Consider the following 13,349-nt stretch of genomic DNA (forward strand, 5'->3'; position numbering starts at 1 on the left):
GCTCCGGCAAACCGGAACCCCCCGACCAAAAAAGAAGCCGCAAGCGGCTGTCGCCGCTGCGGCTTACTCCCGCGGAATGAAGCGCAGCGCCGCGGAATTGACGCGGTAATGCAGCTTGCCTTCGCCCGGTCCGTCGTAGAGCAAATAGCCGAGGCGCGCGCCCGTGAGGCGGCTGACCAGCGCGGTCCGCACTTCCCCGCCGCCCAGATCCGCTTCGCGGCGCACCAGATGGCTGTCGGCTGATTGGGCGAACGCGGGCCAGCCGTCGCCGGCGTCGTACCGGTCCGCCGAATCGAACAGGAGATCGCCGCTGAGCACATCGACGTAGAGGCCCGGCCGCGTCTCGTTCCAGTACGCGTTGTCGTAAGGCGGCTCCATTCCTCCGCGGACGATCACTTCGTACTGCACGTCGCTCAGTTCGCCGCGCAGCTTCTCCCGGTCGCGTTCCGTATCCCAATGTTCGCGCAGAAAAGCGTCTCGCCCGGAATGCTGCCGGTACAGCCGGTAATGGCCGAACCGGTGCTTGTAATAATCCTGATGTTCCGCTTCAGCCGGATAGAAGCGGCCGGCGTCGGCGATCTCGGTCACGATTTTGCTTTTGAACCGTCCGCTTCGGCCCAGCGCCCGCCTGGAAGCTTCCGCTTCGCGCCGCTGGCGTTCGTTATGCGTGAAGATCGCCGCCCGGTACGAACGTCCGCGATCCTGGAATTGGCCTTCGGCATCGGTCGGATCGATCTGCTGCCAGAACAGTTCCAGCAGGCGCGCATACGGGAAAATATGCGGATCAAACGTAATCTGCACCGCTTCCGCATGGCCGGTCGTTTCCCGGCCGACTTCTTCGTACGTCGGATTGTCGGTATGCCCGCCCGTATAACCGGACACGATCGACACGATGCCCGGCAGCTCGTCGAACGGCGATACCATGCACCAGAAGCAGCCCCCGGCAAAAGTCGCAAGTTCAAGCGTGGCCGGATTCGGGCCGGCGGCCGTATCGCCGGAGGCCGGAGGCGCTGAGGCCGGAGGCGCTGAGGCCGGCGGACGCGGAGCGGCGGGGCCGGAGTTGGGGGGCGGGGCCGTGGCGGAGGCCGGCGGTTCGGATTTTCTTTTGCCGAATCCGAACTTGACATCGAAGTTGAACAGCCGTGCGCCCTTTTTCATGGGTGCTCCTCCTTTCGTTGGCCGACTGGCCCGGTTAGTCGATCAATTCAGCCGATCACGATACATTTGGCGTCTTCCCCGTGTCCGATCCGGCTCGATTTGACGATCGGAATGCCGCTTCCCTGCGTCAACTCCAGCAGATAATCGCGGACGAGGCCGAATTCGCCTTGGCGCTCAAGCTCCGTAAACGTGCCGAGCAGCAGGCCCGAGCAGCGCTCGAACGCGCCGGTCTGCGACAGCTGCGCCAGCAGCGAGACGATCCGGTTCGCGCCGCCGCCGAGCGATTCCAGCAGCAGCACTTTGCCCGAAAAGTCCGGCCAGTACGGCGTGCCCGCAAGCTTGAGCAGGCAGCGCAGATTGCCGCCGACCACGTCGCCGTCCAAATCTTCGCCCCGCAAAAATTCGAAATCGAAATTGTACAGATCCGGCAGCTCTTCGAAAAAAGTCCGGTAAAACTCTTCGCGCTGCCGCTCCGCGTAAGCGCCGACCAGATTCATCGTCCGGTAATGGTACGTGCGGACACCGCTGCGCGCAGCGATCGCGTTCAATACGGACGACAAATCGCTCAGGCCAAACAGCGGCTTGCTTCCGGCACGTATCTGTTCGTAATCGAGCAGCGGCAAAATCTGGTTCGCCGAATCGCCGCCCGACACGTCGAAGATCGCCGCGATGCGAGCGTCGGCAAACAGCCGGTTCAACTCGTCCGCCCGCTCCTGCGGCGTTCCGCTGAAAAACGAAGACGTGCGCATAAGCGTGCGCGCTTCTTCGACTTGGAGGCCGAACGCTTGCAGGCAGCCGGTCAGCGCTTCGATCCGCGGGCGCTCTTCCGGCGGCAGTCCGTCCGAGCAGGACATCAAAGCGACGGTGTCGCCGGGCTTGAAAGTAAATGAGGACATGTTCCATTCTCCTTTGGGTCCGAATAGGGTGACTGCTTTTATTTTATTTTACACCATTTGGCCGGAAGGTTCTTCTTGGACCTTTTCGGGTCTTTTTCGGGTCTTTTTGGGCCTTTTTCGGAACTTTTTTGAACCTTTTCGGATTTTTTTGGGTCTTTTTCGGGCCTTTTTCAGGTCTTTTTCAGGTCTTTTTCAGGTCTTTGGTTGATTTTATAGATTTCTATTGTGAATTTTTCATTACCTTATTTTATTTTAAGAAACTCTCTAAACAGCTCCCCATCAATTCTATCAACCCCATTTTCAGATCCAACCTGCTTTCCGATCCGGCAAACTCCAAGTTAGAGACGAATTAACGACATTATTACACTTATGGGGGTCCAAAAAACGTCGGAATCGCAAATAACGTCGTAGATCCACTTATTTCTCGCCAAAAAGAGTGATTTCGCACACCAGTCGACAAATAACTGTCGTCACGCAGTTATTTTGCCAAATACGGACATTTATCACGAAATAACTGTTCTCACGCAGCTATTTCAACAAAAGCGGACGAAACGATGCAGACTGCGTACCGCCCTCCACTTCCGGAGCGAAAAAACCCCGGCTCCGCGGCTGCGGAATCGGGGTTTCAGGCATTCGAGCAATCCGGTATTCGAGTATTAGAACCTTCAAGCAATCCGGCATTCGAGCATTCGAGCATTCGAGCATTCCGGCACTCAGACGTTCAAGCACTCCGGATCGCGAAGCGAAAACGGCCATTCGGAACCGTCACTCAGGAAACGTTCGTACGGCCCACCTGTTCGGGCGGCAGCGGGCGGCTGTAGTAGAAGCCCTGCACGTTGTAGCATTGCAGCTCCTGCAGCAGCGCGACCTGCTCGCTCGTCTCCACGCCTTCGGCGATAATCTTCAGACCGAGCTGCTTGGCCATCGAGATGATCATCTCGGCGATCGCTTTGCTGTCCGGGTCGGTCGTGATTTTGCGAATAAACGAACGGTCGATCTTCAGGCAGCTGATCGGCAGGCTGTGCAAATAGCTCAGGGAGCTGTAGCCGGTGCCGAAGTCGTCCATCGAGACGGAGATGCCCGCCGCTTTGAGCTGGTCGAGAATCTCGATCACATGCTCTTCGTTGTGCATCATCGCGCTTTCGGTAATTTCCAGTTCCAGCAGCCGCGGATCGAATTCGGTCTCTTCCAGCGTCCGCAGGATGCTCTCGTAAATATCGGGCTTCATCAGGTGAACCTGGGACACGTTGATCGCGATCGGCAGCTTGCCCAGCCCTTCGCGCTCCCAGCTTTTGGCTTGCAGGCAGGCGGTGCGCAGCACCCATTGTTCGATCGGCACGATCATCCCGCTTTTTTCCGCCATCGGAATGAAGCGGAGCGGCGAAATTTCGCCGTGGACCGGATGATCCCAGCGGATCAGCGCTTCGTAGCCGATCGCCTGGCCGCTGCGAATATCGAATTTCGGTTGGTACATCAGCCGAAGCTGGTCTTTTTCAAGCGCAAGTTCGAGTTCCTGTTCCAGCCGCATCTCTTCGAGACTCGTCCGGTCGCTTGCCGCATCGTAAAACCGGTATTGGGCGCTGCCGTTCTGCTTGGCGTCATACATGGCGGAATCGGCGTATTTGGTCAGCAGCTCGCTCGACAGCCCGTCGTCCGGGTAGCGGGAGATGCCGACCGAAGCGGACAGCTTGACGGTGTGCTTGCCGATCTCGAACGGGTCGTTGAACCGTTCCACGATCTGCCCTGCCCATTTCTCCGCTTCCGAACGGCGGTACACGGACGGCAAGATGACCGTGAATTCGTCGCCGCCCATCCGGGCGAGAAAAGCGTCGGACGGAATGCAGCCTTTGATCAATTTGCTGGCATGCTTGATAACGAGATCGCCGAACGCATGGCCGAAAAAGTCGTTGACGCGCTTGAAGCGATCAAGGTCGATAAACAGCAGCGTAAACGGTTCCGGTCTCTGATCGCCGTAATTCGTATACCGCTCAAGCGTCACTTCGAACGAACGGCGGTTCGACAATCCGGTCAGCTCGTCGTGATACGCGAGATGGCGAATCGTTTCCTGATCCCTTTTGCGCTTCGTAATATTTTTGACGATGCTGTACGCGCCCACGACATGCCGGTCGACGACGATCGGCAGCGAGGTCAGCGCATACGACTGCACATGCCCGTCCACGCCCTGCATATCGATCTCGGACGTGCCGGGACGACCGCCGAGCACGAGCTTCAGATGATCGGCGACGATCCGTCTCTGCTCGCCGGCGAACAGGTCGATGAAGCGGGTGTCGAGCATTTTTTTGCCAAGCTTTTTGGAGATGGCTTCGGCGCGGGCGTTCATGCCGGTCACGACGCCGCGGGCGTCGAATTCCAACACTCCGTCGGGATTGTGTTCATACAGGGAAATGTAGTGCTGCTCGCGCTCGCGCAGCTTGCGGCTTTGCAGCTTTTCGCGCACGCGCACGAAATCGTCCGGGAACGCCATCAGCAGGCAGACAATAGCGAGCATGAACAGGTAAGGCACGAGGAACGCGCGGTTCTCGCCGATCTCCCCTGCCCGGTCGTAGACGTCGAGCGGCAGCACGGACAGCACGCACAGGATCGGAACGCCGAACAGCGCAAACCCGCACAGAATAATGCCGGGGACGTTCCAGCGCGAGTTCAGTCCGTGCTCCCGGTTGCGGCTCGACAAGGTCACAAGGCGCATAACGGCAAAACCGATACAAAACGTAAGGATCACGTTCATCGCCACAAGATCCGGATTCCATACGGCCAAATGGCGGAACAGCAGCATAACGTTGGCGTAATCGAACAGCAGAATCGTGAACGAGACGATCAGTCCGGTCCAGAAAAAACGGGCCGAGCCGCTGGCCGGCTTCACCGCGTAACGAATCGCGAGCGAAGTCGCGGCCAGGCAGCCGAGCACGGTAAAAATCAAATGGATTACGTAATAGTCGCGGTTCACCACGAGTTCAAGCGACAGCGGCGCCACGATATGATCGATGCTAAAAGCGGCCGCGCCGAGCAAAATGACCATTTGCTGGCGTTTGCGCACGCGAACGGTCCGAAGTTCCGATTGTTTCCATGCCGCGCCGTACACGATCAGGGCGCATGCCGCGATCGAACCCAGCAGCGAAATTGTCAAATAGACCCAATTCAACGATAGGATTGCTAAGATGTCATTCATGATTTTCTCTCCCGCCTGAATAGCTTAGGACTATATTGCACAACCGCGCCCATATTCCCATAAAAATGAGTCTTTTCTCATATAAGTTACCCACCAATATGAGTCTCGAAACTCAGTTTCTTGATAAAAAAAGGCAGACAAGCCGCAGGATATTCCTGTACTTGTATGCCTGACATCTTACTGGAAATTAAGGGTCAAGAAAAGAATTTTTTGTGCGGCTAACGTCACGCTTTTACTTTTTGCTGTGCCGCCAATACGTGTTTCAAGCGATTCTCCATCGCTTTCCACCGTTCGGTATCCGGCTGGTCGGACAGCGAGAGACGCATGCCGTCCGCCGCTTCTTCCGCCTGACGCAGCAGCGCTTCGGCTTCCGTGCCCAATTTGTGCGACAGCTGCCGGCCGTAGAAGTCTTCGAACTCCGGCAGCCGGCTCTCCGTGACGTGCTGCAGCGCTTCGCGGAACGTCGCCAGCGCCGCTTCGCGCACGGCATCCCGGCCCCGCTGCTCGAAAAACGCTTTGGGGCTTTTGAACATCGGCCAGAGCGAAGCCCAGTCCAGCGCGCCGCTGAGCTGCACTTCCGACACGGAAGGCGTCTCCCACGCGCCGCCGTCTCCCGGTTCGAGCCGGTCGAACGGCGCTCCAAGCCCGGCCAGCCGGTCCCGCGTATCGTTCAGTCCCCCCGCCAGCATGCGCTGGCCGGCCCGTTCGATCCGCAGGCCCGTTGCCAGCAGTTCGTTCTCCGCTTCGCGGGCGACCATACGCGACAATTCGCGTCCGCAGGCCAGGAACGACGCTTTGAGGTCGCCGATTCCGGCGTGCAGCAGCGCCGGATTGAAGCTTTCGGCGAACCAGTCGCCGAACCGGAACTCGATCCGCTGCCGCACGTGGAACAGCAGCTCGCGGATCTCGCGCACCAGTTCCGGCGTCTTGTCCGCCGCTCCGGCCAAGCCCGCGATCTCGCGTGCTTCGACCGACGCTTTCGCCAGCCGCTCAAGGCGCAGCTGCCGTTCCTGCGCGCCGAGGTCCGCTTCCGCGATCCAGCTGTTCAGCCGTTCGCGCGACGCTTCGATCTCGCGATCGGCCGACGCCGCGGCAAGCCCGGCCAATTCTTCGGCCGCAAAATGCAGCAGTTCCCGCTCGAACGCTTCGAACCGGTCGAACGCCGCTCCGCCGAACTCTTCGCCCGCCGAAGCGGCGGCCGATCCGGCGGATGATCCAACGTCGGTATACGCCCGGCCGGAGCGCTTGCGCTCCAGCGCGCGCAGGCTCGACACCGGATAGATGCGCGGATTCAAGATGCCTTCGCCGCGCAGCCGCTCTTCCAGATGCGCCGTCACTCCGCCGCATTCTTCTTCCGAATCGGCCAGATCGGCGGCGTTGACGATGAAGAACGTCTTGTCGACGCTGTCACTGCCTTTGACGCGGCCGAGCTGCGCCAGAAACTGGCGGTCCGCCCGGGAGAACGCATGGTTGTAATACGTGACGAAGACGAGCGCGTCGGCATTTTTCATATAGTCGAACGTGACGCCCGTATGGCGGGCGTGCACCGAATCGGCTCCCGGCGTATCGACGAGCACGATCCCCTGCCGCGTCCATTGCGAATCGATATACAGATCGATCCGCTTCACGAAGCAGGCGCGGCTCTCTTCCGCCGCGTACAGCCGGAATTGGTCCGGCTCCGCCAGGCTTTCCGTGCCGAGCATCGGCTCGGCCAGATCGAAGCCGGCGTCCGCGGCGCGCAGGAAGCTGTAATGCGCGCGGCCGGACGGATGGATACGGTCCGGCGTCAGCGCGCGCACTTCGGCGCGCCAGCGGCCCGCCGCCGGATCGCCCAGACCGAGCAGTTCGCAGGCGTCGGCGAGGTCGCCCATCAGTTCTTCGCGCGTCTTCATGACGATCAGCGCGCGGCCGTGGTCTTCGGCCCGTTCCGGGGCCATGATCCGGCTGATCGCCGCGGTCGTCGGATGCGGCGACACCGGCAGGAATCCGTCTCCGAGCAAAGCGTTGGCGAACGAAGACTTGCCGGCGCTAAACGCTCCGAACAGCGCCAGCGTGAAGCGCCCGCCGCGCAGCGAAGCTTCGCGTTCGCGCATGGCGCGCAGCGTCGAAGCGAACGCGGGCAGCGGCGCGAGCACTTCGGCCGCTTCGCGCAGCCGGTCCGCCGCCGCGTGCAGGATGTCCAGCCGGCCGCCGGCGCCGGCGTCTTCGGCCGAAGACGCCGCGTGCAGGCCGGCAGGCTTCCGGCCTGCGGGCGCTGCATGCGGCGGCGCGGCGGGGTCTGCCGCCGCGGCCGGCGGCGCAGGCGTCAGCCCGGTCTCCGGGGCTGGCGCAGCGGCCGCAGCCGCGGAGACCGCCGCCGCTGGCACGGACGCCGCCGCATCGGCAGCGCCGTCCGCCGCGAACGGCTCTCCGCCGCGGCCGGCTTCGCCCTGCGGCTCGTCCAGCTGCGGCAGGCGCAGCGCCGGCAGGCCGTCGGCGTTGCCGAGCAGCCCGGCGAGTTCCTGCTCGCGCAGGTCCAGCGCTTCGCGGACTTCGCGGCGCAGCCGCGCTTTGCCCGCGAGCTCGGACGCCTGGAGCACCTGCCGGCTGATCTCGGCCAACTGCTCCCCGCCCTGCGGCTCGGCATCTTCCAGCAGGCTGTCGGCGAACTCCAGCGATGCCCGGCGGAAGCGGGCGAGCGCTTCGCCGCGCAGATCGCCGGAGAAATTCATGACGTATTCCGGCGACAGCCGCACGTCTTCGCGGAGCAGGCCGGACACCCAGCCGCCCTCGACGCGCGGCAGCGCCTGTTCCAGCCGCGTCTCCTGCCCGGCGTCCCAGACGCCCAGTTCCCGTCCGAAAGCCCGCAGCCGTTCGCGCACATGCACGTCGAGTCCCGCTTCCACCCGCTCGGCGAAATCGGCAGCGACCGCGGCGAGCCGGTCTTCGCGCTCTTTTTCGGTCCGCTTTTTCGAGCCGAACAAGCCGCCGGCGCGGAATCCCGGCGCCGACGCTTCCAGATAGAGCTGGATCAGGTCGCGCAGCGAAGCCGGCATGATCGGCGCGTTGTCGAGCGTGCGGCCGATCTCGTTCATAAGCCGGTCGCGCAGATTGCGCCCGCGATCGGCCAATTCGCTCTGCTGCGATTGAAGCGCTTGCAGGCTGGCTTCGGCTTCGTATTCGACTTCTTCCTCTTCGGCGCTCAGGCTTGCCGCTTCGCCCGGGCGAACGTCGCGCTCGCGCAGCAGATGCCGGTCCAGCAAATCCTGCGCCGCCAGACGCACGCCGCGTTCAAGCAGCTGTTCGCGTTCTTCGAACAGCCGGCCGATCAGCGCGACGAAGCGGTTCCACCCGCTGAGCGGATGATCCGGACGCTTGACGGACAAATAGAGCACGTCCGCCGTTTGAATCTGCCAATCGGAGAACGTGCGCTCGACCGTTTCCCGGTAATGGGCAAACGACAGCTCCGTCTCGCGGTGCTTGTCCACCTGGTTGACGATCAGCACGAGCGGCTTGCCGAGATCGGACAAGCTTTTGGCGAACGCCAGATTCGTCTCCGATTGGACATGGTTGTAATCCATGACGTAGAAGACGACGTCCGCCAAATGCAGCGCGGCGTCGGTCGCCGAAGCATGCGCCGCATCGGTGGAATCGACGCCCGGCGTATCGAGGAACGCGCCTCCGCCCTGCAGCAGCGGAATATCGCCCCAGATTTCGACCGTGGCGTACGATTCCCCGTCTTTGCAGTAGCGGGCGAGCGCGCCTTCCATTTCTTCCGGCGCCAGCACGAGCTTGCGCTCGCCGCTGCCGGACGGCAGACCGGCGGACGCCGCTTCCGAAGCAGTGTCCGCCGGATGCAGCGTAATCTCCGCCCGGCGCTCGCCGCTGCGGATAATCGCGGCATTGGCCGTCGTCGGAAGCGGGCCGGACGGCAGCAGCGGCCCTCCGCACAGCGCGTTGATCAGACTCGACTTGCCGGCCGAGAAATGACCGAGAAAAGCAAGCGTCAGCTCGCGATCGTTCCATTTTCGTTCCAGTTGGCCGATCTTGGCCGCCGTTTCGGGATCTTCATACAAAACTAGAGCGGCACGCAGCCGCTCTAGTTTTTGGTGCAGATCCCCGGATTTCATTGTCGTGTCCGCCATATGTTCCTCCAGGTTCGATGCCGTGTCCGCTTTTTCAAGCCGATCTTAAACGGTTGGGATAAAAATTTCGAAAATTTTGCCGTGCTGCAAAATCGTGATGTTGCGTTTCTTGTCGCGCATGACGACGACTTCGGGCTTCAGGCGCATCTGCTCGACGTATTCTTCCGGAATCTCGCTGACGCTGCCTACCGTTACGCCTTCGATTTCCATGTCGTCATTTTCCGGGATGTCGCTGATCAGCACCTGCTCGAAAATATCCGAAAATTTCTCAAACTCGTTCGTGTATACCGTAACGCATCTCATGTTTTCCATACTGTCCATCCTCTTTTGTATGTGATTTGCCTAACTGTGTGCAGGTCGCCCGTTCAACCCGATTTGCGCGTTCTGCGCACCGTCGACGTTTTCATGCGTTTTTTGCCTTCTTTGCATACGTCGAGCAGCGGACAGACCTGACAATTGGGCGATTGGGCTTTGCAGTGGTACCGGCCGAAAAAAATAAGACGGTGGTGCGTGAGCGTCCATTCTTCCCTCGGCACTTTTTTCATCAGCTTCTTCTCGACTTCCAGCACGGAATCGCCTTCCGCCGCAAGCCCGAGCCGTTTGGAGACCCGCTCGACATGCGTATCGACCGCGATCGCCGGCATGTCGAACGCGTTGGAGACGACGACGTTTGCCGTCTTGCGGCCGACGCCGGGAAGCTTGACCAGCTCGTCGTGCGCGCTCGGAACTTCGCCGCCGTACTGCTCGATCAGCAGATGGCACAGGCTCTGGATATGCTTCGCCTTGTTCCGGTACAACCCGATCCGGCGAATATCCTGTTCCAGTTCCTCGCGCGGCACCGAGACGTAATCCGCCGGAGCCCGATACTTTTCAAACAGATCCTTCGTCACTTTATTGACCGTCACATCCGTGCACTGGGCCGACAGCAGCACCGCGATCGTCAGTTCGAACGCATTGCGGTGATCCAGCTCGCAGCGCGCGTCCGGATACATGCCGGCAATCGTATCCAGGATGTGTCTGACTTTGGCGTTTGTCATGGCTCAATCCTTTTCCCGCGTCGCGATTCCGAACGGTGAACGCAATCCGATGCCAAAGACAAACCGGCCGGTACGAACGATAGCGTTCGCACCGAACCGGCTTGGCCGTACCCGACGGTTCGACGGGCGGTAATCTATTGCTTCACGAGTTCATACACGACGTTGTTATTCAGATACAATACGATTTTATCATCTCCGACGAGCGATTGCACGCTGATATTCGCCGCTCCCTGGTGAACCCAGGCTTCGGGCGCCAGCTTGTACCTATTGTTTTCCGTCGATCCCGGCGTAATCTTGACGTAGACCGCCTGCGCGGCGGCGTCGTATCTCCAGAAACTTTTGCTGAGCGCCTGGAGAACGGTGAACGACGTGCTGCCGTCGGGCTGCACGGTCGCCTGCACGTGCTGGCCGGCCGCAAGCGTCGACGCGGCGGACACGACCGTACCGTTCTGGTTGACGTTCAGCGGCGAGACGGCGCCGGAATACGTGCGCGTCGCCCCCGTCGAAGTCAGCAGCGTTACGGAACGCGCCGCTGCGTCGACGCTCTGGATCGTGCCGATCGCGCTGTCGGCGAGGCGGACTTTGGACACGTCCGGACCGTTGAACGTCACGTCGACGAGCTGGCCGTTCGCAAGTCCGGCATAGCCGATCTGCGTGCCCTGCACGTTGACGATCGCCTGGTTGTCGACGAACAGGCTCGCCGATACGCCGGCCTGTTCGACGTTCAGGCGGCTGCTGCCCGGCGCCGTGCCGGTCACGCGGAACTGCTTCGTCGTCTGGACGGCGACGGACTGCAGCGCGACGCGGTCCGCGTACAGCGCAGCCGTGACCCGGTCGCCCGGCTTGACGTTGTTCATCGTGGCGTTGCTCACGCCGTACGCCTGCACGGCCGTGCCGGTCGAGCCGTAAGGCAGCTTGACGCTCGTGCCGTCGCCGAGCTTGAGCGTCAGCATCATCGAAGCGGGATCGACCCGCTCGACCGTGCCTTCGTATTTGTAGACGATCTCCAGCGAGACCAGGCGGCTGCCGACCGCGGTCAGGTTCAATCCGCGGCCTTTGATCAGCAGCGGCTCGATGCCTTTGAGCGTCGGCGAAGGCGCATTATAGGCAAGCTTCGTAGTCGCGTCCACCGTGAAAGCGTACGGCTTGCCCGCCGCGTCGATGACCGCCAGCACGCCGGTCGCCGCGTCGTACGAACTGACCGCCGCGAACGCCAGCTGCGTCGCTTCGCGGTCTTTGACCACGATCCGGGTCACTTCGCCGCTGCCGCTCAGCGTCAATTCCACGCGGTCGCCCAGCGCTTTGTCCGCGATCAGATCCTGCAGCGCGGCGTTTTTGCCGCCGACGACCACTTCCGCTTTGGGCGCGATCAGCTTGACTTCGAGCGCGCCGGCGTCCGTCTTGTACGTCAGCGTCGAACCGTCCGAAGAGATCTGGTACAGCAGCGCCGTCACGGCACGCTCCACGCTCTGCATCACTTCGACGGTACGAACGACGTTGTTCTCGATCACATAACGGATTTGGCTGCCGACTTTGAGATCCGACGCGGCCAAAATCTCGTTGCGGTAGCGGATGATCGACGTCGGGTCGAGCTTGTAGACTTCGGACAGGCCGGTCGAGCCGATAAACGTGACCGTTCCCGCCGCGGCGTCCACAGCCGCCACGGTGCCGGTATCCGTCTTGCTGACGTTGCCCGACGTCACCTGCACGGTCAGAATCTTGTTCTGGCCGGAGTACGTTTCGCGCAGCAGCGACACGCGGCTGCCGGCGCTGATATTTTTCGCTTCGATCCGGCTGCCGTTCGCGTCGAGGAACACGGTGGACGCGTCATATTCGTATTTCGGGTAATCCGTCGCCGTTTTGAGGAACAGCGTGTTCGTGCCCGTCAAGCGGTCGAACTCGCCGGACAGCGTCTCGACCTGCGCTTTCGGATCGACGATCTCGACGTAACCGGCCTGGGCGTTCGCTCCGGCGACCGTCACTCGGGTGTACAGCTTCAACTCGGAAGGCTGGACCCGCGTCTCGGACCCGGCCGCAAAATAAGGCGTGGACGCGTTCAGCGCGTACGTCGCGTTCTGGCCGTTTGCGTACAGCGTCACGGAATTGGCGCTCAGAGCGGTCACGATGCCTGTCGTCATGCCCGCGTATGTAGGCGTAATATGCGCTTCGGCCCGGCTGAAGAACGTCGCCATCTGGGCGCGCGTCACGGAACCGGCCGGATTGAACTTGTTGTTCTCCATCCCCTGCGCGATACCGAGACTGACAGCGGTGCTGACGTAGCCTACGCTGGTTTTGGAAATGTCGGCGTTATCGGCAAAAGAGGTCGAGCCGGCGGACTGCGCCTCGGCTTCCTTGCCGATCGCGCGCACCAGAATCCGGGTTACCCACTCGCGGCTTGCCGGCTGCGTGCCCCACGCTTTGCCGTCGGCGTCTTTTTCCTCCGCCGATCGGATCAGCCCTTTGTCGAGCGCAAGATCGACGTACGGCTTGAAATAATTGTTCACGGTCAAGCCGTCCGGTACGATCGCCGTCTCGATCGTGCCGAGTTCTTTGCCCGCTCCGATGAAACGGATCGCCATCGTGATCGCTTCCTGGCGGGTAATGTTGTCGCCCGGCTTGAACTGGCCGTTCTGGCCCAGCACGATACCCTGCGCGGCGAGCTTGTAAATATGTTTCTCGGCCCAGTAGCCGGTCTTGACGTCGCCGAACCCGGTCGACGCGGCTGCCGCCGGTGCCGATGCCGCCGGTACCGCAGTCGTCGCCGGCGTCTCCGCCGCGAAAGCGAACGTGCCTCCGCCCGCTCCCATCATGACGGCCAGAACGGCCGGAACCACCTTGTTGATTTTGCCGGTCTTTATGCCCGAAGGCCGCCGGTTGGATTTGGAATGCTGCATATGATTTGATCCCCTTCCCGATTTGTCCAAACGAAATAGCGCTAAACATAGCA

The 13,349-nt window shown here is 61.4% G+C and carries 7 protein-coding genes; all 7 read right to left on the reverse strand.

Annotated elements, in window-relative coordinates; all coding sequences use genetic code 11:
- Positions 1–63: 63 nt before the first annotated feature.
- Positions 64–1,158 carry a peptide-methionine (S)-S-oxide reductase MsrA gene (msrA, locus tag FFV09_RS00425; protein WP_281288464.1) on the reverse strand — a complete coding sequence of 365 codons (1,095 nt, stop codon included), beginning with the start codon at positions 1,156–1,158 and terminating at the stop codon, positions 64–66.
- 47 nt (positions 1,159–1,205) lie between these two features.
- Positions 1,206–2,054, reverse strand: a complete 849-nt coding sequence (locus FFV09_RS00430; RefSeq protein WP_141445842.1) for a S66 peptidase family protein — start codon at positions 2,052–2,054, stop codon at positions 1,206–1,208.
- A 769-nt stretch (positions 2,055–2,823) separates the two neighbouring features.
- Complete coding sequence (locus FFV09_RS00435) at positions 2,824–5,241, reverse strand: putative bifunctional diguanylate cyclase/phosphodiesterase (RefSeq protein ID WP_141445843.1); 2,418 nt, start codon at positions 5,239–5,241, stop codon at positions 2,824–2,826.
- Positions 5,242–5,465: 224 nt separating this feature from the next.
- A complete protein-coding gene (locus FFV09_RS00440; RefSeq protein WP_141445844.1) occupies positions 5,466–9,365 on the reverse strand; it encodes a dynamin family protein in 3,900 nt (1,299 codons plus the stop codon).
- Positions 9,366–9,410: 45 nt separating this feature from the next.
- Complete coding sequence (locus tag FFV09_RS00445; RefSeq protein ID WP_141450240.1) at positions 9,411–9,668, reverse strand: NAD/NADP transhydrogenase alpha subunit; 258 nt, start codon at positions 9,666–9,668, stop codon at positions 9,411–9,413.
- A 62-nt stretch (positions 9,669–9,730) separates the two neighbouring features.
- Positions 9,731–10,402 (reverse strand): endonuclease III, encoded by a 672-nt coding sequence (nth, locus tag FFV09_RS00450; protein WP_141445845.1) that lies wholly within the window; start codon positions 10,400–10,402, stop codon positions 9,731–9,733.
- Between the two features lie 134 nt (positions 10,403–10,536).
- On the reverse strand, positions 10,537–13,296 hold the full coding sequence (locus FFV09_RS00455; protein WP_141445846.1) for an S-layer homology domain-containing protein: 2,760 nt from the start codon (positions 13,294–13,296) through the stop codon (positions 10,537–10,539).
- Positions 13,297–13,349: the final 53 nt, after the last annotated feature.

Origin of the sequence: Saccharibacillus brassicae (assembly GCF_006542275.1) — a bacterium.
Lineage (GTDB): Bacteria > Bacillota > Bacilli > Paenibacillales > Paenibacillaceae > Saccharibacillus > Saccharibacillus brassicae.